The 21,755-nt window shown below is 37.6% G+C and carries 18 protein-coding genes; 14 read left to right on the forward strand and 4 right to left on the reverse strand.

The features are described from left to right. Positions 1 to 87: 87 nt before the first annotated feature. The 14 genes from rsmH (at position 88) to ftsZ (ending at position 17,481) form a co-directional block, all read left to right on the forward strand. Complete coding sequence (gene rsmH / locus BT999_RS05040; protein ID WP_245790986.1) at positions 88 to 1,095, forward strand: 16S rRNA (cytosine(1402)-N(4))-methyltransferase RsmH; 1,008 nt, start codon at positions 88 to 90, stop codon at positions 1,093 to 1,095. A gap of 11 nt (positions 1,096 to 1,106) precedes the next feature. After that, positions 1,107 to 1,436 (forward strand): hypothetical protein, encoded by a 330-nt coding sequence (locus tag BT999_RS12650; protein ID WP_245790987.1) that lies wholly within the window; start codon positions 1,107 to 1,109, stop codon positions 1,434 to 1,436. Positions 1,437 to 1,493: 57 nt separating this feature from the next. Then, positions 1,494 to 3,605: a penicillin-binding transpeptidase domain-containing protein gene (locus BT999_RS05050; protein ID WP_072696696.1), complete on the forward strand. Its 2,112-nt coding sequence runs from the start codon at positions 1,494 to 1,496 to the stop codon at positions 3,603 to 3,605. Between the two features lie 4 nt (positions 3,606 to 3,609). Beyond that, positions 3,610 to 5,064 (forward strand): UDP-N-acetylmuramoyl-L-alanyl-D-glutamate--2,6-diaminopimelate ligase, encoded by a 1,455-nt coding sequence (locus BT999_RS05055; RefSeq protein ID WP_072696697.1) that lies wholly within the window; start codon positions 3,610 to 3,612, stop codon positions 5,062 to 5,064. Continuing rightward, complete coding sequence (locus BT999_RS05060) at positions 5,061 to 6,527, forward strand: UDP-N-acetylmuramoyl-tripeptide--D-alanyl-D-alanine ligase (RefSeq protein WP_072696698.1); 1,467 nt, start codon at positions 5,061 to 5,063, stop codon at positions 6,525 to 6,527. The genes BT999_RS05055 and BT999_RS05060 overlap by 4 nt, the downstream gene beginning before the upstream one ends. A 60-nt stretch (positions 6,528 to 6,587) precedes the next feature. Then, a complete protein-coding gene (gene mraY / locus BT999_RS05065; protein ID WP_072696699.1) occupies positions 6,588 to 7,664 on the forward strand; it encodes a phospho-N-acetylmuramoyl-pentapeptide-transferase in 1,077 nt (358 codons plus the stop codon). Between the two features lie 36 nt (positions 7,665 to 7,700). Beyond that, entirely contained in the window at positions 7,701 to 9,041 is a 1,341-nt protein-coding gene (gene murD / locus BT999_RS05070) for a UDP-N-acetylmuramoyl-L-alanine--D-glutamate ligase (RefSeq protein WP_072696700.1), read from the forward strand. Between the two features lie 2 nt (positions 9,042 to 9,043). Further along, positions 9,044 to 10,222 carry a putative lipid II flippase FtsW gene (gene ftsW / locus BT999_RS05075; protein ID WP_245790988.1) on the forward strand — a complete coding sequence of 393 codons (1,179 nt, stop codon included), beginning with the start codon at positions 9,044 to 9,046 and terminating at the stop codon, positions 10,220 to 10,222. A 55-nt stretch (positions 10,223 to 10,277) separates the two neighbouring features. Further along, positions 10,278 to 11,390: an undecaprenyldiphospho-muramoylpentapeptide beta-N-acetylglucosaminyltransferase gene (gene murG / locus BT999_RS05080; RefSeq protein ID WP_072696701.1), complete on the forward strand. Its 1,113-nt coding sequence runs from the start codon at positions 10,278 to 10,280 to the stop codon at positions 11,388 to 11,390. Between the two features lie 36 nt (positions 11,391 to 11,426). Then, positions 11,427 to 12,800, forward strand: a complete 1,374-nt coding sequence (gene murC, locus BT999_RS05085) for a UDP-N-acetylmuramate--L-alanine ligase (protein ID WP_072696702.1) — start codon at positions 11,427 to 11,429, stop codon at positions 12,798 to 12,800. A gap of 258 nt (positions 12,801 to 13,058) precedes the next feature. Continuing rightward, positions 13,059 to 13,940, forward strand: coding sequence for a UDP-N-acetylmuramate dehydrogenase (murB, locus tag BT999_RS05090; RefSeq protein ID WP_178139317.1), 882 nt, complete (start codon positions 13,059 to 13,061; stop codon positions 13,938 to 13,940). Beyond that, positions 13,937 to 14,788, forward strand: coding sequence for a cell division protein FtsQ/DivIB (locus BT999_RS05095; protein ID WP_072696704.1), 852 nt, complete (start codon positions 13,937 to 13,939; stop codon positions 14,786 to 14,788). The genes murB and BT999_RS05095 overlap by 4 nt, the downstream gene beginning before the upstream one ends. Before the next feature lie 66 nt (positions 14,789 to 14,854). Next, the gene (ftsA, locus tag BT999_RS05100) at positions 14,855 to 16,081 is read left to right on the forward strand and encodes a cell division protein FtsA (RefSeq protein ID WP_072696705.1); all 1,227 of its coding nucleotides are present in this window, start codon (positions 14,855 to 14,857) and stop codon (positions 16,079 to 16,081) included. A 53-nt stretch (positions 16,082 to 16,134) separates the two neighbouring features. After that, positions 16,135 to 17,481: a cell division protein FtsZ gene (gene ftsZ / locus BT999_RS05105; protein WP_072696706.1), complete on the forward strand. Its 1,347-nt coding sequence runs from the start codon at positions 16,135 to 16,137 to the stop codon at positions 17,479 to 17,481. Positions 17,482 to 17,802: 321 nt separating this feature from the next. Here the strand turns inward: ftsZ and BT999_RS05110 are convergent, their stop codons facing one another. The 4 genes from BT999_RS05110 to BT999_RS05125 all read right to left on the reverse strand — a co-directional run bounded on the left by BT999_RS05110 (position 17,803) and on the right by BT999_RS05125 (position 21,742). Then, positions 17,803 to 18,021, reverse strand: a complete 219-nt coding sequence (locus BT999_RS05110; protein ID WP_072696707.1) for a hypothetical protein — start codon at positions 18,019 to 18,021, stop codon at positions 17,803 to 17,805. A 443-nt stretch (positions 18,022 to 18,464) separates the two neighbouring features. Then, positions 18,465 to 19,229 (reverse strand): SDR family oxidoreductase, encoded by a 765-nt coding sequence (locus tag BT999_RS05115; RefSeq protein ID WP_072696708.1) that lies wholly within the window; start codon positions 19,227 to 19,229, stop codon positions 18,465 to 18,467. Between the two features lie 82 nt (positions 19,230 to 19,311). Continuing rightward, positions 19,312 to 20,433, reverse strand: coding sequence for a branched-chain amino acid ABC transporter substrate-binding protein (locus BT999_RS05120; protein WP_072696709.1), 1,122 nt, complete (start codon positions 20,431 to 20,433; stop codon positions 19,312 to 19,314). Positions 20,434 to 20,611: 178 nt separating this feature from the next. Continuing rightward, positions 20,612 to 21,742, reverse strand: a complete 1,131-nt coding sequence (locus BT999_RS05125) for a branched-chain amino acid ABC transporter substrate-binding protein (protein ID WP_072696710.1) — start codon at positions 21,740 to 21,742, stop codon at positions 20,612 to 20,614. Positions 21,743 to 21,755 lie beyond the last annotated feature (13 nt).

Here is a 21,755-nt window from a genome sequence, read left to right on the forward strand (position 1 = left end):
AGCAAGATAAAGGCTTAGTCAACTATAATTACTAGAAAAATATTTTCAAAAACATAAATTAATATAATAAGATAGTGAGCAAGGATCATGGCATTTCAAAATACACAAGAAAAACAACAAGAAAATATGAACAGAGGAGCATATACTCCGAAGCATATTTCTATTTTGTTGTCTGAGTGTATAGATGCTTTAGCATTAAAAGATAATGCCTTATATTTAGATGCAACTTTAGGCTTGGGCGGGCATTCTGAGGGTATTTTACAAAAAGCACAGGCTATGGGTTTAAAAAACTTTAAGTTGCTTGGCTTTGATAGAGACCCTGATGCTTTAGCGTTTGCTACCAAGCGTTTAGCTCCGTTTGGTGAAGCTTTTCAAGCTGTGCAATCTTGTTTTAGTAATGTTGATGCCGTTTTAAGCGAACTTGGTTATTCCGGGGCTTGTCTTGACGGTGTTTTGGCTGATCTCGGAGTTTCTTCCATGCAACTTGATTTTGCCGAACGTGGGTTTAGTTTTTTGCATGATGCCCCCTTAGATATGAGAATGAGCAAGGCGGGGCGCAGTGCCAAGAATGTGGTTAACGAGAGTGAAGAGTCTGAGTTGCAAAAAATTATAGCCGAGTTTGGTGAAGACCCCTTAGCGGGACGCATCGCTAAGGCAATTGTTCAGGCACGTTTTAAAAAAAGCATCGAAACTACTTTAGAATTAGCTCAAATTGTCTTTGATGCTTATCCTGCCAAGTGGCGTTTTACAGCAAGAAATCATCCGGCTACTCGCACTTTTCAAGCCCTGCGTATTTTTGTTAATGAGGAACTTTTTGAATTGAATAAATTTCTTTCAACAATTGTTACAAGGTTAAAACCCGGAGCAAGACTGGCTTTAATCAGTTTTCACTCTTTGGAAGACCGAATTGTAAAACATTTTTTTAAAGAAGAAGCCAAGGCTTGTGTTTGTCCTCCGGCTTTTCCGATCTGTAGATGTAATAAAAAGGTTACCTTAAAAATAATTAGCTCTAAACCAATTTTACCGTCAAAAGATGAAATTGTTTTTAACTCTCGCTCTGCCAGTGCTAAACTCAGAGTTGCAGAAAAAATCTAGAGGATGAAATTATGAACCTGACTAAGATGGTTACAACGAATGGTGATGTAAAAAACGGTGGCATATTTAACTTAAATATGTGTGTTGTTGTACTTATTTTATCTGTTGCTTTTAGCCTTGTTTTGGGTTTAAGCCTTGTTTGGTTTAATATTGAACGAATGGACATGGCGTATGATCTTAAAAAACTTCAAGGCGAAGTAGACAAAAGAATTTCTTTGACTGCTAAACTTGAAATAGAAAGAGATAGGCTCACAGCCCCTAATATTTTATTTAGTAAGGCGGGTGAATTTAAAATGTATCCTGCCAAGTTAAATCAGATTCGCCATATTTCTCAACAATAGTAATTTTATTAAGTTTTTCCCGAGTGATAAAAGTTTTTTAAAGAGGTTATAAATACAATGAAGTGGCAGTTAAGCAAAGAGAGAGACAAAAAACGTAGCTCTAGAAACAGTAGACAGAAAAAGACTTCTTTTTTTTCTAAAACTGTTAGTAGTCATACGACTTCTCTTGATGCTACAACAACAAAAAGCACAGGACAAGTTGACTGGACACGCAGGCGTATTAAAATTGTCGGCGTTGTCTTTGCTTTGCTTTGGTGTCTATTGTTGGCTAAAGCGGCTCATGTTCAAATAGTAGATGGTCAACGCCTTGCTCTTGTTGCTCTAAGACAACATCAAACCACAGAATTGATTACCGGGAAAAGAGGCGATATTTTAGATCGTAATGGTAATGTTTTGGCTCGTAGCGTTGAATTTCGTTCTGTTTTTATTCAACCTCAAGATGTTGTCGAACCTCGTGTTGTGGCTCAACGGTTGTCAAAAGCTTTAAATATGCCTGAAAAACAGGTGTATGCGGCATTAACTGAAAAAAGGCGTTTTGTTTGGCTTGCTCGTAAGTTAGATGACCAAACAGCTTTAAATGTGAAAAATGCCAATTTGCCGGGAGTTCATTTAACGACTGAATATGAAAGAGTTTATCCGATGAAACATTTGGCCGGGCAACTGCTTGGTTTTGTTGGAATTGATGACAGAGGTCTTGAAGGACTGGAACTTGCTTTTAACGAAAGTTTATCAGGGCAGGGAACTCGTAAAATGGTTATGCGTGATGCTGCCGGAAGAAAGCTTTATTTAAACAGTCAAGAAGGCATGGACGGTGCATCAGGAGCAGATTTAAAGTTAAGTTTAGACATTAACGTGCAATTTTTTGCCGAAGAAGCCTTAGAAAAAGCGGTTTCAAAAAATAAAGCCAAGTGGGGCGGTTGTCTTGTTGTTGAAGTTAAAAGCGGAGACATCTTAGCTTGGGCTGAATATCCGTTTTTTAATCCGAACAGCATTACAGCAAGTAATGGTTTTATAAAACGCAATAAGCTTGCTATGGACGCTTTGGAACAAGGCTCGACAATTAAACCGTTTTTATTGGCAGCCGCCCTTGAAGAAAAAGTTATTACCCCAGATTCAACATATTATTGTGAAAAAGGTCGTTGGCGTATTAATGGGGTTACTATTCGTGATACTAAACCTTACGATAAGTTACCTGTTAATAAAATATTACGTTATTCAAGTAACATAGGTATGGCTAAGATAGGTATTCAGCTTGGTTCTGAAAAATATTATTCTTATTTGTCTCGTCTTGGTTTTGGACAAAAGACCAATATTCAATTAGCCGGAGAAAGCCGTGGTATTTTGCGTCCTTATAAGCAATGGCAACCGATTGACTTAGCCGCAACATCTTTTGGACAAAGTTTTTCGGCAACAGGTTTACAGGTTGTTCAAGCCTATAATACTTTAGCCAATAATGGAGTTAAAAAAGCTTTACGCTTGGTTATAGATAAAAATGAGGCTTCTTTTCCTCCTGAACGTATTTACTCCGAAGAGGTAAGTAGGCAAGTGCGTTCGATGATGCGTGAAGTTGTTGAAGAAGACGGAACAGGTAAACAGGCAAGAATTCCCGGTATCTCCGTTGGTGGTAAAACAGGAACAGCTCAAAAAGTTGATAAAGGCGGAGCAGGATACGGCAGCGGGCGAGTGGCTTCTTTTGTCGGAATGGTGCCTATTGAAGAACCTGAATATTTAGTTTTTGTAGTTTTGGACGAACCAACTCTTACTTCATATGGTGGTGTTGTTGCGGCCCCTGTTTTTCAACAGGTTGCTTTAAGAACTTTAGCTTATTTTGGACACGCTTCAAATATTCAATTGGCTGCTTTTAATGAACCTATTGTTGAAGAAATTTCTGAGGGTGCGGCTTTACCCGAGGGTGTTGATCTTGGCGGTGCGACTATCGAAGCGGCAATTAGTGATTTAGTAAAACAAACAACGCGTCCCAAAGTTATGCCTAAAATCACCGGGAAAAGTGTGCGTAGCGCCGTTGAACAATTGTCGAGTTATGGTTTTGTTCCTGTAATAAACGGAAAGGGTAGTGTTGTTGTGCGTCAAGACCCCCAACCCGGAGCGCCTTGGCCTGACCCTGAAAAAAACAATGTAAAGTGTACCTTATGGTTGTCGGAGGGTTAGGATAATGCTCTTTAGTGATTTAATTAAAAAAGTTAAAAACGAAAAGCTTCCTGTATATACTCATTCGGCTAAGGTAGAGGCGGGTTCTGTTTTTGTTGCTCTTCCTGCTTTGGCTAATTTAGCCCAAAGTGGAGAAGGTTATATAGCAGAAGTTTTAAAATTAAAACCTTTTGCTGTGGTTTGCAGGCCTGAACTGGTTAAAGAGTTTATAAGCTTGGCAGAAACAAATAAGGTAACTTTGATAGAGGTCTTTGACCCTCGGTTTGCTCTTGGTGAGTTGGCAAAGGCTTATTACGGAACAGATTCACTTCATCTTGATATTATAGGTATTACCGGAACTAACGGAAAAACAACAACAGCTCACTTATTAGATTATCTTTTTAGTCATCATGGAAAAAAAGTCGGGATTATAGGAACAATCAGTTGTCGTTGGGGTTCTCATTACCACGATTCAAATCTTACAACTCCCGGTTGTTTGGAAAACCATGAACTTTTTTCACAAATGGAAAAAGACAAGGTCGACCTTGCTTTTGTTGAAGTTTCTTCTCACGCTTTAGATCAACAGCGCTTGGCAGGTCTTAAGTTTAAGGTTGGTGTTTTTACTAACCTAACCCAAGATCATCTAGATTATCACCAAAATATGGAGGCATATTTTCAAGCAAAAGCTCGTTTATTTGCCCCTGATACCAAAGGTGAATTTTTGGTAATTAATGCAGACGATTCTTATGGGTTGCGTTTGTTACAACAAGATAAAAGTGCAATTGCATACGGATTAAATGATTTTAGTTTGGATAACCCTTATTTACACGCTGAATTATTGGAAAATTCCACAAAAGGCTTACATTTGAAAATGTCTTATTTAGGTGAAAGTTGGGAGTTGAAATCTCACTTATTGGGGCGACATAACGCCTTAAACCTACTTGCCACTCAAGCAACAGCTTTGGCTTTGGGGTTAAAACCTAATGATTTTAAAGTTTTGGAGGATTATTTAGGCGTTAATGGGCGTTTTGAACGTATTATTAACAATAAAGGTTTGGATATTTTTGTTGATTATGCTCATACTCCTGATGCGTTAGAAAATGTGTTGCATACTTTAAAAGATGTTGGTTTTAAAAAAATAATTACCCTTTTTGGTTGTGGTGGAAACAGAGATAAAACAAAACGCCCTTTAATGGGGGAAGTTGTTTCAAAATATTCAGATATAGCAATTTTAACTTCAGATAACCCCAGAAAAGAAGAGCCGCTTGAGATTATGCGTGATGTTGCAAAGGGTTTGGAACATTGCAAAAAAGTTTATACAGAAGTCGATAGGGCTAAAGCTTTAGCCTTGGCGGTAAAAATCATGCAACCCGGTGATGCGTTAATGGTTGCCGGAAAAGGGCATGAATCATATCAAATTATCGGAGAAACCAAGTATCCTTTTAGCGATCAACAAACTTTAAAGGAGCTGTTAATATGAAACTTACTCTTTTGGAAATGACCAAAGCTTTGGGTTTGGATCTAAATAACTTACCTGCTCCGAATAAAGAAGCTTGGAATCTTGTGCCTAGTTCTGTTATAAGTGATAGTAATGAGGTAAAACAGGGTTCTTTGTTTGTTTGTGTAAAAGGTACCAGAGTTGATGGGCATGATTTTGCCGAAGATGCCGTAGATCAAGGAGCTTGTGCGATTTTGGCGTCTTATAATCCCTTTGGACCTGTTCCGCCTGTACCTGTTATTTTATATTCAGATGTGATTTTGGCACTCGGAAAAATTGCCCGCAGACATCGTGAGGATATGAAAGGAAAAGTTATTGCTCTAACGGGAACAGCCGGAAAAACCACAGTAAAAGAAGTTTTGGCTCATATTCTTTCTCAAGTTGCTTTTTGTGAAAAAAGTCCAAAAAATAAAAATAATCAGCTTGGCTTACCTTTGTCGATGTTGTCATCCTCGGAAAACGCAAAGTTTTGGATCATGGAACTTGGAATAAGTCAGGCTCATGATATGGACGAACTTGGTCAAATTATCAATCCTGATTATGCAGTTATTGTCAATGTTGGTGCCGGACATTTGGAAGGGCTTGGTAAACTTGGCGTAGCTTATCATAAAACTCGTTTATTAAAATATTTATCGGATTTAGGGGAAGGCGTTGTTTGTGCCGATTATACCGATTTACAAGAAGAGGCGTTAAAAATTGGTAAACCGATTTTATTTTTCAGTAGTAAAAATAAAAAGTATGATTGTTTTGCTAGTTATGTCGGGCCGGCTGCTGATGTAAAAATGCAAGAAGGCGGAATCAGAAAAGGTGTTTATAGTGTTTACGTTTTTGGTGAACAATTTGATGTAATTACACCATTCAGAGGTTCTTTTGGAGCAGAAAATGTTGCGGTTATTGTAGCAACAGCGAAACGTCTTGGTTTAACTAATAATGAAATTAAAAAAGGTTTTATGACGGCGGTTTTGCCGGATAGTCGTTTTTTTTGTAAAGAACTTTGCGACAATATCATTATTGACGACAGCTATAATGCGAATCCCTTATCCATGAACCGTATGCTTTCAACGGTTGCAGAGTTGGCCGAAGAATCAAAATCCGAGGTTTATTTAATGCTTGGCGAAATGCGAGAACTTGGAGAAGAAGCTCCCGGAGCTCATGCCTCTCTTGGTGTTGAAGTTGCGACTATCGGACCTAAAGCGATTTTTTGGAAGGGAGCTTATGGCGATGTTATTTTAAACTCTTTGCGAACTTCAGGTTGGAAAGGATTTTTTAAAGTTGTCAATAACTCCGAAGATTTTTTATCTGCCTTACCTGAACTTGGAATTTTATCATGTACTCAAAGCAAAAATAATTTGAAAGGTAAGCATGCCGTGTTTTTGATTAAAGGTTCTAGAGGTAATAAACTTGAAGAAATTTCAAAAGCCCTAACTGAATATCTCCAAGCGTAGTTTTTAAGTGATTGTGTTTTTCTTGTTTCAAAAAAATTAATTCTATTTATCGAGTGTGTTATGTTATATCATTTTCTTTATCCTCTAGCTTCCGAATTTTCTGTTTTTAACGTTTTTCGTTATATTACTTTTCGCTCTGTTTGGGCGTTATTAACGGCTTTGGTTTTAACTATTTTGATTGGACCTTGGTTTATTCGTTTTTTACAACGTCTTAAATTTGGACAATACATTCTTGAAGACGTTAACCTGCATAGCAAAAAAGCAGGCACGCCGACTATGGGCGGTCTTTTGATTGCTTTTTCGTTGGTTACAAGTGTTTTATTGTGGGCTGATTTAACAAATATTTATATTTGGTTATCTTTACTTGCTTTTTTAGGTTTTGCTTGTGTTGGTTTAATTGACGACGGTCTTAAGATTTGGCGTAAAAATAACCGAGGCTTAAATTCCCGAAATAAATTGTTGGGGCAGATTTTAGTCGCAACGACCGTGATGTTTATCCTTGTGCAACACCCTGCGTATTCAACGGTTTTATCTGTACCTGTTTTTAAAAATGTTGCCCCTGATTTAGGGTGGCTTTATTTAGTGTTTGCTATTTGCGTTATGGTGGGAGCTTCAAACGGAGTTAACTTAACTGATGGTCTTGACGGACTTGCAATCGGGCCGGCAATTGTTACGGGAATTTGTTTTGCTATTTTTATTTATGTTGCCGGTAATAGCCAACTTGCGAAGTATTTACAAATCCCCGGTGTTCCGGGTGTTGGTGAGGTTACTGTTTTTTGTGGGGCTTTAGTCGGGGCTTCACTCGGATTTTTATGGTTTAACGCTTATCCGGCACAAGTTTTTATGGGTGATGTGGGTTCTTTATCTTTGGGCGGAACTTTAGGATTTTTAGCAGTTTTGGCAAAACAAGAATTAATTTTGATAATTGTTGGTGGTATTTTTGTGGCGGAAGCCGTTTCGGTTATTTTACAGGTTGGATATTTTAAGGTGAGCGGTGGAAAAAGAATTTTTAGAATGGCACCATTACACCACCATTTTGAACTTAAAGGTATTCCTGAGTCAAAAATTATTATTCGTTTTTGGATTGTTTCGGTTATTTTGGGCTTAGCCGCACTTTCGATTTTAAAATTACGTTAAAAATTTATATTACGGAAAAAAATAGGACAATTTAAGATGAACGGGCTTAACGACAAACTAATAAAAAATAAACTCTTTGAAAAAGGCGACTTGATACTGGTTGTTGGTGCCGGTGTTTCCGGTGAGGCGGCGGCATTATTGGCGGCTAAACTTGGTGGAAAAGTCAGAGTTTTGGAACAAAAATCTACTGCGATTACTGATAAGTTTTCTGCTTTGGCTAAAGAGTTTGGGATAGAGATTCAAGTTGGCGAACATAAACCCGAACATTTTGAAAACGCTGTTCTAGCTGTTTTAAGCCCCGGTATTCACCCTGAAAAAATAGAAAACTTTCTTAAGGGAAAAAGTAAGAGCCAAAAAGATATTCCTTTGATGGCAGAATTGGAATTTGCCTCTTTGTTTACTGATACACCGATGATTGCAATTACCGGTACGAGCGGAAAAACAACAACGGCAAGTTTAATGGCAGCCATGCTTAAAGAAGCCGATAAAAAAGTTTTTTTGGGCGGAAATATCGGAACGCCTTTGTCTGAATATATTTTATCCGAAAAAGAGGCTGATGTTTTGGTTTTGGAAGTTAGCAGTTTTCAGCTTATGACTTGTCAAACCTTTCACCCTCAAGTGGGAATTTTGTTGAACCTTGGTTTAAATCATCTGGATTGGCATAACGATATGCAAGAATATCAAGACGCTAAGTTTAAACTTTTTTCCAAGCAAAATGCAAATGATTTGGCTTTAATTAACACAGAATTAAAACAAGAAACAGCCCAATATAATTTACAAGCTCAAGTTAAATTTGTTGATTCGAAAACGCTTCAACCTCGTTTTAAAAAGACTAACTTGTTGGGTGAACATAATCGTTTAAATGAAGAATTTGCTTTTTGGGCAGTAGAATTTTTTGGAGTAAGCGAGGCGTGTGCCGCTCTTGCTGTTGAAAAATTTCAAGCCTTGGAAAACAGACTAGAGCCGGTGATTGAAAAAGACGGCGTACTTTATGTGAATGATAGTAAAAGTACAACTGCTGCCTCTTTAGGGGTTGCTTTGGAGACCTTTGCCAACTTATCGGTTAAACGCCCGGTTATTTTATTGGCAGGTGGAAAATTTAAAGGTGGCGATTTAAAGGGTTTATCGACTCTCATCAAACAAACCGTTAAAAACGTTATTTTGTTTGGAGACAGTCGAAAAGTTTTTGAAGAAGCATGGTCGGATCTTACTGATATTTCATGGTTTCCTGATATGGAAATCGCTTTTAAGAAAGTAAAAGAAGTGGCTCAGAGCGGAGACGTTGTTTTATTGTCTCCGGCAACGGCAAGTTATGATTTATATAAAGATTATACCAAACGTGGTGAACATTTTCGCCTTTTGGCAAAGGGAATATAATTATGTCAATGTTTCAAAATACTTTTGGTGCTTCGTCTTCATTTTCTGATTCCTCACATTTTGTTGGAGTTAACAGTAAAGCAGTTTCGGCTTGGCGTTCTGATTATTACTTACTTGGAGTCGCTTTAACTTTACTCGGAATTGGCTTGATGATGGTTTTTTCTGCGAGTGGTATTCGAGCCGAATTGGTTTATTCCAATAAATATTATTTTTTTGAACGTCAGGCATTATTCGCCTTGGTGAGTCTTATCTTTATGATCATTGCTTGGCGTATGCCTCGCAGTATTTTGCATGGAGTACACTATTTTGGCTTGTTTATTTCTTTAGTATTGTTGCTATTAACGTTATCTCCATTTGGAGACGAGGCAAATGGTGCTCAACGTTGGATAGGCATAGGTAATTTTAAAGTTCAACCTATGGAATTTGTTAAAATTGCCATGGTGTTTTATTTAGCTTATTTTTTAGGTAGTAAACAAGATATTATCAAAACTTTTAGCCGTGGAATTATTCCTCCTTTTGCTATTACCGGATTGTTTTGCGGCTTGTTGTTATTACAACCTGACTTCGGTGGTGCGGCGGTTTTGGCAATGTTATTGTTTTTTATGTGTTTAGCCGGCGGAACTCGCTTTATTTATTTATTTTTCTCGGCGATGCTTGCATTGGGCGGAGCGGCGATGTTGATTGTGAACTCGCCTTATAGAGCCAGACGTCTAATGTCTTTTGTTGACCCTTTTAAAGATGCCTCTGATTCGGGTTATCACGTAGTACAATCTCTTTATGCACTAGCTCTTGGCGGTTGGACGGGGCAAGGGATAGGAGCGGGTAAACAAAAATTATTTTATCTTCCTGAAGCTCATAACGACTTTATTGTTGCGGTATTAGGCGAAGAAATGGGTTTTGTAGGTATTTGTGTCGTATTTTTGTTGTTGGCAATATTTTTTTGGCGTGGTTTAAAGATTGCTGTTGCTCAAAAAGATGTGAGAGATAAGTTAGCGGCTTTTGGCTTAACTTTGATTGTTTCTATTTCCGCAGTTTTAAATATGGCTGTTATTATGAGTCTTGTACCGCCTAAAGGTGTTCCCATGCCGTTTTTAAGTTATGGTGGAAGTAGTTTGTTGTCTACAATGTTATGTGTAGGTTTTTTATTAAATTATTCTCGTACGGCACGAGACGAAAGTTAACTAAGCGTAATTTTTTTATAAACGATCAGAAAGCTAAGAAAAAAAGAGTTATTTGATGAACAATCCACAGTCTAAAAGTATAATTTTAACCAGCGGTGGAACCGGCGGACATATATTTCCTGCTTTGGCTGTGGCTGAAGAGTTAAAAAAAAGTAATCCTGATATACGCATTGTGTTTGTTGGCGGTCTTTATGGACCGGAGGCAAATTTAGTAAGTAAGGCGGGCTTTGAGTTTATTGGCTTGCCCGTTAAGGGCGTTTTAGGGCGAGGATTATCAGGGGTTAAGGCTCTATTTGCTTTATTTTTTCAATCACTGGCTTTTAAAAAAGAATTGAAAAAAATTAATCCCTCTGTTATTGCCGGGTTTGGCGGATATGCGTCTATTCCTTCTTTGCTTGCCGGAGTTTTTTCGGGTGTGCCTGTGATAATTCATGAACAAAATAGTGTTCCGGGTTTATCTAATCGTTTGATGTCTCGTTTAGCAAAGAGGGTATGTCTATCTCTTCCTCAAGCTAAGGTTTATTTTAATGAAAAAAAATGCGTAGTTACGGGAAATCCCGTGCGTTCTGATATTTCAGGTTTATTTCATATAGATCGCAGTAATCCGCAAAGACGCTTGTTAGTATTGGGCGGAAGCCAAGGGGCAAGAGCTATTAATCTGGCACTTGTCAAAGCTTTGCCTGATTTAATAGCCACAGAGGTTAAAATAGTTCATCAAGCGGGAGCGAGCGGTTTGGAAGAAACCAAACAAGCTTGTCTTAAACTTGGCTTACCATTGAGTGAGCTAGAAGAAAGCGGAAAGTATCATTTAACCGCTTTTATTGATAACATGGGTTCCTATTATGAAAACAGTGATTTAGTTTTAAGTAGGGCGGGAGCAACCAGTATAGCCGAGCTTTGTGCGGCGGCTTTACCTTCTGTGCTTGTTCCTTTTCCTTTTGCCACACACGACCATCAAACTGCCAATGCCAAGGCACTGTCGGATAATAACGCCGCTATTTTGTTGACACAAAAAGAATTGGAAGCAAACGACTTTGATTTGGCAAAATTTGTTTGTGTGTTGTTAAACAACCCTGCCAGATTGGCTGTTATGTCTGACTCTGTGAGACTTTGTGCCAAGCCTGATGCGGCTCGTATTTTAGTCGACGAGTTACTAAAATTGGCATAATTTTAATATTTTATAAAAACATTTGGAGCATTATTCATGCAAAGTAAATTAAAACGCATACATATGGTAGGTATTGGAGGTTCGGGGATGAGCGGTATAGCCGAGGTTTTGTTAAATCTTGGTTATCAAGTGAGCGGTTCTGATTTAAGCGATTCTCCCGTTGTGCAACGTTTGCGTAGCCTTGGAGCAATCATACATCAAGGACACAGAGCGGAAAACGTTGGCGATGCACAAGTTTTAGTAAAATCAACGGCAGTACAAAAAGACAACCCTGAAGTTGAGCAAGCCAGAATAAACGCCATACCTATTATTCCAAGAGCCGAAATGCTTGCGGAATTGATGCGTTTAAGAACAGGAGTCGCTATAGCCGGAACACACGGAAAAACGACAACCACATCACTTACTGCGGCAATTTTTGATGCGTCTTGTACCGATGCAACCGTTATAATAGGCGGACGTTTAAATACTTATGGTGCAAACGCCAGACTTGGAACTGGTAAATATTTAATCGCCGAAGCTGATGAATCAGATGGTTCTTTTTTATGCTTGTTCTCTATTATGAACGTAATTACCAATATTGACTGTGATCATTTGGATTTTTATAAGAACCAAGAAGAAATTGATGCGGCTTTTATTGACTTTATGAATAAAGTACCTTTTTACGGGGTTAATGTTGTTTGTGGTGATGATGTTGGCGTACAAAGAATTTTGCCTTTTATTAAACGCCCGATTATTACTTACGGTTTTGCTCAAGACAATGATATAAGAGCAGAAATTAAATCATGTAGCAGTAAGAGCATTTTTACCGTTTATGTGAAAGGTAAGTCGCTTGGAGAGTTTACCTTGACTCAACCCGGAAAACATAATGTTTTAAATGCACTGGCGGCAATTGGAATAGCTTTGGAGGCCGGTTTGTCCGTTGAAGCCTGTAAGGAAGGGTTATCTCGTTTCTCAGGGGTTGGGCGACGCTTTGAACTTAAAGGCGAGGCAAAGGGCGTACTTGTTGTTGACGATTATGGTCATCATCCGGCTGAAATCGCCGCAACTTTGGAGACGGCAAGACAATGTTATCCTGATAAACGCTTGGTGGTTGCCTTTCAGCCCCACCGCTTTACTCGCACTCAAGCCTTGTTTGGTGCTTTTTGTACTTGTTTTAATAAGGTGGATAAACTTTTGTTAACAGAAATTTATCCCGCTTCTGAGGTTCCTATTCCGGGCGTTTCCGGTCAAAGCTTGGCTCATGGTATTCAGCAAGTCAGCAAGGTGGACGTTGAATATTATCAAAATTTTGATGAAATTGTCACAGCTTTGCCTCAGATACTTCAAGAAGGCGATTTGTTTATAACCATGGGTGCAGGTAGTATTTATACGGTAGGACAACGCTTTTTGGCAGATGCTGAAACAAAATAAGTTTTTATTATTGTCGATAAAAGATAGGTTTGAACAGAAAATGTTTTAAGAAACAGCGTGTTATAATAAAAGTAATTTTTTTTTAAAATTTAGTAAATATTTGATGAAAAAATTTCAATTTAGAGTTAGTGTATACTTATTCTAAAGTTTTTTGAATTGAAAAATTAATTGACTTCTTATTATGTTTTTAGTTTTTTATAATATTTTTAGTTTTTTGTTGAAATTATGTGTGCAATAGAAATAAATCATGAACCATTAATGTCAAAACTGACCAGTTTAAAACTCGGCGGTCGAGCTATCGCCGAACTTGTTTTAACTGATGAGAATGACGTTTTTTTGTTGCCTGATTTAGTTAAAAAGTTTGGCGTGGAAGTTAAAGCAATCGGACGCGGTACCAATATTTTATGTAGAGATTCAAAACAGCTTTTACCCTTTGTTCTGTTAAGGTCTAACTTTAATACTGTTCCGTTTATTTTAAAAAACAACGAAAGTGAACAAGGGGACAATATAGCTTTTGTTAAAGTCTCTGCTTCGTGTAAGCTTCCGGTCTTATTAAGTTTTTTTGCTAGAAACAACTTGAGTGGGCTTGAGGGATTAGCCGGAGTTCCGGGGAATGTTGGCGGAGCTGTGGCGATGAATGCCGGTTCGTACGGCGATGAAATTGCCAAATGTTTACATAGTGTAATGATATTCAGCTTTGAAAGAGGCTTGGAAGTTTTGGAAAAGGCTGATTTTGAGTGTTCTTATAGAAGTTTTAAAATCAAGCAAAATATTAATAAACAATTTTTTATGATTTTAAATGCTGTTTTTAAAATGAATATTTCAGATAAAAACAGTATAACCGCTAAGATGCAAGAATGTCTTTTGAAAAAACATCAAACCCAACCAGTAAAAGCGAATAGTGCCGGTTGTCTTTTTAAAAACCCTGTTTTAAATAGTGCCGGAAAATTGCTTGATGAAGCCGGTTTTAGAGGAAAAGAGCTTGGCGGAATGGCGTTTTCCGAATTACATGCAAACTTTTTGATTAATAAAGGAGAAGGAACAAGCGAACAGGCTTTTGAGCTTATTGGCTTAGCCAAAGATGAAATTAAAAAAAGATACAATATTGAACTTGAGACAGAGGTCAAAATTTTTCCATGACCAGAAAAAATAAATCAAAAATCGACTCAAAAAAAATTTTTTCTCGCGGGGGAAACACTCGCGTAGTAAAATATACAAACAATAGAGAAAGTTTTGTTAATTTTTCTTCGGTGAAAAATTCTTTTGGGTCTTTGTTTCGCATCGGCACTTTTTTTTCTATTAGCTTGTTATTATTAATCATACTTAGTTTTGGCTTGATTTTTTCTTATAATTATATTACTTCTTGTAGATATTTTTCAATTAAAGAAATAATTATTTCAGGAAATTTACGTTTAGACTCTAGAGAAATTCTAGAAACATGCCGAATAAGTAATGGAGGGAACTTGTTAGCAATAAATCTTGATGAAACAAAAGGTTTGTTGACTAAAAATCCTTGGGTTAAAGAGGCTTCTGTTCAACGGATTTTGCCAGATACTTTATCAATCAAAGTAGAAGAAAAAAAACCCGCTTTTTGGATAGAAGATCAGAGCGTTTTATATTACGCCGATATAAACGGTAATAAAATCGCTCCGGTTTCCAAAGAACAGTTTACGTCTTTTCCTACCTTGGTTATCGAACCTGGGGCGGAAGTTTTAAAAAACAAATTGCCTGATATTGTTCATTCTTTAGCAAATGCTTCATTGCCGATTAATATGTCGGAAGTATCTTGGATACGTCTTAGTCTTGGAAACGGTGTTGAGTTGGCTTTAGAAAGTATAGATCTTAAAATTAGTATTTATTACGACAACTGGGCTGAAAATCTTAATAATTTGGCACTGGCATTAAGAGATATGGCTGCTAGGGGTGAGTTGAAAAATATTTATGATATTAGGTCTCAAAGCAATAACGTTTGGGCAACAAAAAAATAGATAAGTTAAATTTTTATATTGGTTTATTGAGTTACAAAGCATAATTTTATTGAAGAGGTGTTTGGAATGGCTAGGTCAGATTTAATAGTAGGGCTTGATATAGGCACAACAAAAATTTGTGCTGTTGTCGGTGAAACCACCCCTGATGGAGTGGATATTGTCGGCATAGGCACCAGTCCTTCGACCGGCTTAAGAAAAGGTGTTGTTGTTAATATAGAACAAACCGTTCAGTCCATTCAAAAAGCCTTGGAAGAAGCAGAGCTTATGGCGGGTTGCGAAATTCGCACTGTTTATGCCGGAATAGCAGGTAGTCATATTAAAGGCTTTAATAGCCACGGCGTTATTGCGGTTAAAGGCGGAGAAGTAACTCAAAAAGATATGGAAAGAGCAATGGACGCTGCTCGTGCAATTGCCATTCCGCTTGATCGTGAAGTTATTCATACCTTACCACAAGAATTTATTGTTGATGATCAACGAGGCATTGCAGACCCTTTAAATATGTCCGGGGTAAGACTTGAAGTTAAAGTGCATATAGTTACCGGTGCGGTAACTAGCGTTCAAAATATTTTAAGATCATGCCATCGCAGCGGTCTTGATGTGGGTGATATTGTGCTTGAGGCGTTAGCGTCTTCTAAAGCAGTTTTAAACAATGAAGAACGTGAGCTTGGGGTTGCTCTTGTTGATTTGGGTGGTGGAACTACCGATATTGCGATTTTTGCAAATGATTCGATAAAATACACCGGTGTGCTTGCTTTGGGTGGACAAAACTTAACTAATGACATAGCGTTTGGTCTTAGAACACCTATGCAATCAGCAGAAAGTATTAAGGTTAAATATGGTTGTGCCATGGTTGATCTTGTACATAGCGATGAGCTTATCGAAGTTCCAAGCGTTGGTGGGCGTGAGCCAAGACGATTGTCTCGTACTCTTTTGGCGGAAATTTGTGAACCAAGAATGGAAGAAATTTTATCTTTGGTGGATCAAGAGCTTGTACGCTCTGGTTTTAAAAGTCATATTGGTGCCGGTGTTGTTTTAACCGGTGGAACAGCTTTAATTGATGGTTGTCAGGAACTTGGAGAACAAATTTTTAACCTTCCTACTCGTATCGGCTACCCGCGTGATGTTGGTGGTTTGAAAGATGTAGTAAATAGTCCTAAATATGCTACTGCGGTTGGTCTTTTACGGTTTGGAGCCGAAAAAGAAGGGTTTGATCAAAAATTTCGTATTCGAGACGGAAACGGTTTTAATAAGGTTTTATCTCGAATGAAAAAATGGTTTTCAGATATTTCATAAGTAGTTAAAACTTCGGGGAGTGGTTTGGCTACATAATTAATAGGAGAGGCTCAATGTTAATTACAGATATTTATGCAGATCCACCTGCTAAGATTAAAGTTATAGGTGTTGGTGGTGCCGGTGGAAACGCCGTTAACAACATGATTATGTCAAATTTAAGTGGCGTAACCTTTATTGCTGCTAATACTGATGTTCAGGCTTTAGGCGTTTCACAAGCAAGTATTAAGATTCAACTTGGTGAAAAATTGACCAAAGGTCTTGGTGCCGGAGCGATTCCTCAAGTTGGTTGTGATGCTGCTTTAGAAAGCTTAGATCAAATTAAAGCTGCTATTGGTGATGCTGACTTGGTTTTTGTTACCGCCGGAATGGGCGGTGGAACAGGTACCGGGGCTGCTCCCGTAATTGCGAAAGCCGCTAAAGAAATGGGTGCTTTAACCGTAGGTGTTGTTACCAAGCCATTTTCTTTTGAAGGAAAACGTCGCCTTAATTCGGCGGTTAACGGTATAGCCGATTTTCGTCAACATGTTGACTCTATCATTACAATTCCAAACGATCGCTTAGTTCAGCTTGCACATAAAAAAGCAACCTTTGCAGAAATGTTAAGAAAGGCAGACGAAGTTTTATATCATGCGGTAAAAGGTATTTCAGACGTTATTATTGTTCCGGGTTTAATTAACCTTGACTTTAACGACGTAAAAACCGTTATGAGTGAATCAGGTCTTGCAATGATGGGTTCAGGCCTTGCATCAGGAGAGGGTAGAGGGCGTGAAGCTGCTATGCGTGCGATTACCAGCCCATTACTTGAAGATGTTTCAATAGACGGAGCCAGAGGGGTTTTAATTAACCTTACAAGTAGTTCTGATGTTGGAATGGAAGAAGTCGCCGAAGCCTCAAACGTTATTCAAGAAGCAGCTCATGAAGATGCCAATATTATTTTTGGTACTGCTCTTGATGATGAAATGGGTGATGCTATAAGAGTTACGGTTATTGCTACCGGTTTAAGCAATTCTGCTTTTGAAGCTGTTTCCGCTAAGGCGGCAAGCATTCAAAATACGGTTGTTTCTCCGATGAATCCTAACCCGACTACTAGAATTAATCCAACACATAATCAGCATAATAATGCCGGTTATCAACAACAAAATACTTACAACCAACAACAAGGTTATAATAGAAGCCCTTCCCCTGTTGAAACTCACCTTGGAGCAGGTTATTCTTACGATCCTTCAAGAAAACAACATTTTCTTGGAAACTTATCGGAAGAAGAACGCAATCAGCCTAGCTTTTTGCGTAACCCCGTAAATAAAAATTCGGCGGTACATACTCCCGGAGATATAAGCTTTAGCTTTGATGACGACGATACTTACGGAACTCCTTCTTTTATGCGTAAGCAGGCTAACTAATTTAATTAGCTATTTCATATAAACTACTTGTAATATTTTGTAGGTAGTTGACAGCTATCCCTTTTTAGAAGCCTCAAGGGATTTAGTCTGTTGTTTAAGAGTCGCCGGTCCCCGCCGGTGGCTCTTAGTTTTTTACAAAAAATAGACCGTTACAAATGTATTATTTAGCATGGTAACGGTCTTTTCTGTTTAAGACTATTGCAAAACTGCGTTTTACGTTCTTTTATCATCGAGTTATGCTCTGTATACACACAGCATAAAACGCCTTAAGACACAAAAAACACTATGAGACTATTGTTACATAGTGATTATTTAATTTGCTTATTGTGGGCGTGAGGTGCTTGGATAAAGGTTTAAGCCTGTTTCGTTGGCGATTAGCATGGCTTCTGTCAAAAACATTAAGTCAGTCCACATATGTTCGTTTAAAGCGGGGTTATTGGCTATTGTTTCTAAATCAATAGTACAACCGGAACGTTGAAAGGACATTTGATCAACAGATTCGGGACCAAGTAATGGAAAAGGAAACTTGCTATGCAACATAAAGAAAAACTCCGGTAATTATTATAAAAAATTCTTACCGAAGTTATAGCAAATTATAAACCAAGTTAATAAAATCAGATAGTTATATTTATTTTGAATCTCTTTGCCCGTTGAATGACAAAATTACGGCAGTTTTTTCCTTTTTTTCTATGTAAAATATATTTATTTTGACACATAGGGGATATGGCTAATTTTGGGACTAGATAGGGTTACAAACTTAAAAAAGAATGTAGGTTCTTTAATAAAAGTAAAAAACAAGTATAAAAAAGCTACATGCTTTTCTGAGGCAAAAAAGTGTTTATTTTTAAAGTGCGTTAGCCAAGATTTAACAGCTACAAATACTGCTATTTTTTGTCGCCTTTAAAACGTACAATGGGAATGCGTTTTCTGTGCAGACTTTTCTATGGAAAAGATATTTATTTTGACACATAGGGGATATAAAATTAGCTTTTATAAACTTGTAACGGAGACCAAGACTGACTTGTTGGCATTACCTCAATATTGTTAATATTGATATGCTTAGGCGTTGTTGCAACCCAATAAATCATATCAGCAATATCGTTTGGTGTAATTGGGTGAGCTCCTTTATAGAGATTGTCTGCTTTTTCTTTGTCGCCTTTAAAACGTACAATGGAAAATTCGCTTTCTGCCAACCCCGGTTCTATATTTGTAACTCTTAGCCCCGTTCCGTGTAAATCAGTTCGCAGATTACGGGAAAACTGTCTAACAAAAGCCTTGGTAGCCCCATAGGTGTTACCTCCAAAATAAGGATTAGTAGCGGCAACAGAACCAAGGTTGATAATATGACCTTCTTCTTGTTTGATCATTTTCGGAAGCAGTAAACGCGTACAATATAATAAGCCTTTTATATTGGTATCAATCATGGTTTCCCAGTCTTGAAGGTCGCATCTTTGTGCCGGCTCTAAGCCAAGCGCCAAACCGGCGTTATTTACAAGCACGCTTATTTTACTAAATTTTTCAGGAAGGTTGGATAGATTTTTTTCAACGGCTTTATTGTCGGTAACATCAAAAGCTAAAGTTAAGGTATTTTCCTCTCCAAGTTCTTTCGCCAAGCTTTCAAGACGCTCTTGTCTGCGTCCTGTAATAATACAGTTCCAACCGTTTTGTATAAACTTTTTGGCGGTGGCTGTTCCAAAACCAGAACTTGCTCCGGTAATACAGATTACTTTTTTGTTTGGTTGATTCATTGTCGGTTCCTTTAGTCTTTTGGTAATAAAGTAGTTTATTGCCTCTATAAGATTTAAAATTATAGTTTATTATTGTTTGAAATTAATCAATAGCAATAAACTTGCCGTTTTTTATTTTGTACATTTGAAAACCACCATCTTTTAGGTCGCCATATTTATCAAAACGTATAGTTCCGAGAGGGGTTTCGGTTTTTTGTGTTTTCAAAGCGTTTAAGACCTTGTCCGTTTCGGTGCTTTGAGCTGTTTCAATGGCGTTCGCCAAAACCAACATTGCGGAATAAGCTTCAAAGTAAAAACCAAGAGGTTCTTTGTTGTAGCGTTTTTTTAGTTCTTCTGTTGCTTTTTTATTTAGAGGGAAAGGTGAACAATTTTTTGTTCCGGCAAGATACACGTTGTCTGTATTATTGCCTAGAAGTTGAAATATATTTTCTGTGTAAAGGCTAACCGAAGAAATAAAGTTAACTTTGATATTGTTTTCTTTTAGTTTAAGAATTAACTTTGCGCCTTCGGGGTGGTAACCTCCAAAAAATACGGTATCTGCCTTGCTTTTGATTATTTTTTGAACAATATCATTATAATTGACATTATTTTTTGAAAATCCTTGAAATAATACAACAGAAGCATATTCGTCAGTTTGAACCAAGCGGTTTACAAAACCGGCATAAGTATTGCCGTAGTCGCTTTTATCGTGTATAATTGCAACTTTTTGGGCATTAAGTATATTTAAAGCAAAATCGGCACAGAGTTTTGATTGTAGATTACTGGGCGGAATAGTTCTAAAAAAATACGGAAAGCTTCCGCTCTTTGTTAAATCAACATTTGCGGCTGATGGTGAAATCGTTATTATTTTTTCTTCGGTATAAAAAGGTAAAGCTGATTTCGTCGCCCCGGAACAAAGATGACCAATAACAGCATCAACTTTATCATTAATCAATTTTTTAGCGATATTAACAGCTAGATCGGGGTTGCAGTTATCGTCTCCGACTACAATTTTTATTTGCTTGCCTAAAAGTCCGCCGTGTGCGTTTAAATCATCTACTACGACAGAAACTCCGTCTAAAACAGACTTTCCAAGCATTGCGAAATCTCCGCTTTGTGGGGTAGCTACGCCAATAGTAATTACATCGCTGGCATGGGCTGAACATGATATTAAAACAAGGCTGAAGATAAGTAGGGGTGCTCGAAATAATTTATGGAATATCATATTGTTTGCCTGATGATTTTATGGTGAGTATAATTTTTATAACCTTAGACATTAATACATTAAAATATAGGTATGAATTTTTTTAAATTGTATTGTATTATAAAATAACCACATATATGTTAGTGTTTTTATATATGTGGTTATTTTAATAGAGTTTATAAAGTTAATCTTTAGCCGATTATTTTGAGCTTATCGGCACATATTTTGCGTTTTTAACTTGATACATTTGGAAACCGCCACCAACCAAATCACCTTTTTGATCAAAGATAATTTCGCCAAGAGGGGTAGCTGTTTTTTTAGTACGCAATACTTCTAAAACTTTATCGGGGTCTGTGGTTCCGGCAGTTTCAAAAGCGTTGGCAAGAGCTAGCATTGCGGCATATGCTTCAAAATAAAAATTGCCCGGTTGTTTGTTATAGACTCTTTTCATATCAGCATCGGCTTTTTTGTAAAGCTCAAGGTTAGAATTATCTATTGTACCTGCGGCGTATACTCCTTCGGAGTTTTTACCGGCGAGTTTTATAAAAGTTTCTGTTCTGATGCTTTCAGATGAAATAAAAGGAATATCAAGACCTTTACTTTTCATTTGCATGACTATCTTTGAGGCTTCGGGGTGATAGCCACCAAAAATCAAAGCGTCAGCACCGGAATTTTTCACTTTTTTAATAATCGCCGAGTAGTCAACCTGACCGGGAGTAATTCCTTCAAACAATACAACAGAGGCTTTTTTATCGGCTTCGATAAAATCTTTGGCAAATTTAACATAGTTTTTGCCGTAGTCGCCTTTGTCGTGGATAATTGCGATTTTTTTTGCCTTAAGTTGATTTTCTACTAAATCAACGGCAATTTTTGATTGCAAGTCATCAGGCGGTATGGTTCTTAAAAAATAAGGGTATTCTCCGCTTTGTGTTAAGTCAACGCTAGTGGCAGCAGAAGAAATTACGATTATTTTTTCTTTGGTATAAATAGGTAAGGCGGCTTTAGTAGCACCGGAACAGATATGTCCGATAACTGCGTTTACTTTTTCCGAAGCCATCTTGGTAGCAACGTTTGTCGCAAGTTCCGGTTTACACTGGTCATCGCCGGGAATAATTACTACTTTTTTGCCTAAAATTCCACCTTTTGCATTTAGCTCATCAGCAACTATTTTTGCCGCTTCTAAAGAGGGTAAACCATATTGGGCAAAGTCTCCGCTTTGAGAGGTTGCTACGCCAATTTTGATTACATCTTCCGCTTTTGCAACAGAGCTAAGCAGGGTAGATCCTAAAATAAAAGCAGATAATACTTTTATTGGGGTTTTTATGTTCATTATTATTTCCATG

It is taken from the genome of Desulfovibrio litoralis DSM 11393 (assembly GCF_900143255.1).
Lineage (GTDB): Bacteria > Desulfobacterota > Desulfovibrionia > Desulfovibrionales > Desulfovibrionaceae > Frigididesulfovibrio_A > Frigididesulfovibrio_A litoralis.

Excerpts from the sequence above, each read along its gene's own strand:
- rsmH (WP_245790986.1), top strand. The coding sequence starts at position 88 with ATGGCATTTCAAAATACACAAGAAAAACAACAAGAAAATATGAACAGA.
- BT999_RS12650 (WP_245790987.1), top strand. The coding sequence starts at position 1,107 with ATGAACCTGACTAAGATGGTTACAACGAATGGTGATGTAAAAAACGGT.
- BT999_RS05050 (WP_072696696.1), top strand. The coding sequence starts at position 1,494 with ATGAAGTGGCAGTTAAGCAAAGAGAGAGACAAAAAACGTAGCTCTAGA.
- BT999_RS05055 (WP_072696697.1), top strand. The coding sequence starts at position 3,610 with ATGCTCTTTAGTGATTTAATTAAAAAAGTTAAAAACGAAAAGCTTCCT.
- BT999_RS05060 (WP_072696698.1), top strand. The coding sequence starts at position 5,061 with ATGAAACTTACTCTTTTGGAAATGACCAAAGCTTTGGGTTTGGATCTA.
- mraY (WP_072696699.1), top strand. The coding sequence starts at position 6,588 with ATGTTATATCATTTTCTTTATCCTCTAGCTTCCGAATTTTCTGTTTTT.
- murD (WP_072696700.1), top strand. The coding sequence starts at position 7,701 with ATGAACGGGCTTAACGACAAACTAATAAAAAATAAACTCTTTGAAAAA.
- ftsW (WP_245790988.1), top strand. The coding sequence starts at position 9,044 with ATGTCAATGTTTCAAAATACTTTTGGTGCTTCGTCTTCATTTTCTGAT.
- murG (WP_072696701.1), top strand. The coding sequence starts at position 10,278 with ATGAACAATCCACAGTCTAAAAGTATAATTTTAACCAGCGGTGGAACC.
- murC (WP_072696702.1), top strand. The coding sequence starts at position 11,427 with ATGCAAAGTAAATTAAAACGCATACATATGGTAGGTATTGGAGGTTCG.
- murB (WP_178139317.1), top strand. The coding sequence starts at position 13,059 with ATGTCAAAACTGACCAGTTTAAAACTCGGCGGTCGAGCTATCGCCGAA.
- BT999_RS05095 (WP_072696704.1), top strand. The coding sequence starts at position 13,937 with ATGACCAGAAAAAATAAATCAAAAATCGACTCAAAAAAAATTTTTTCT.
- ftsA (WP_072696705.1), top strand. The coding sequence starts at position 14,855 with ATGGCTAGGTCAGATTTAATAGTAGGGCTTGATATAGGCACAACAAAA.
- ftsZ (WP_072696706.1), top strand. The coding sequence starts at position 16,135 with ATGTTAATTACAGATATTTATGCAGATCCACCTGCTAAGATTAAAGTT.
- BT999_RS05110 (WP_072696707.1), bottom strand. The coding sequence starts at position 18,021 with ATGTTGCATAGCAAGTTTCCTTTTCCATTACTTGGTCCCGAATCTGTT.
- BT999_RS05115 (WP_072696708.1), bottom strand. The coding sequence starts at position 19,229 with ATGAATCAACCAAACAAAAAAGTAATCTGTATTACCGGAGCAAGTTCT.
- BT999_RS05120 (WP_072696709.1), bottom strand. The coding sequence starts at position 20,433 with ATGATATTCCATAAATTATTTCGAGCACCCCTACTTATCTTCAGCCTT.
- BT999_RS05125 (WP_072696710.1), bottom strand. The coding sequence starts at position 21,742 with ATGAACATAAAAACCCCAATAAAAGTATTATCTGCTTTTATTTTAGGA.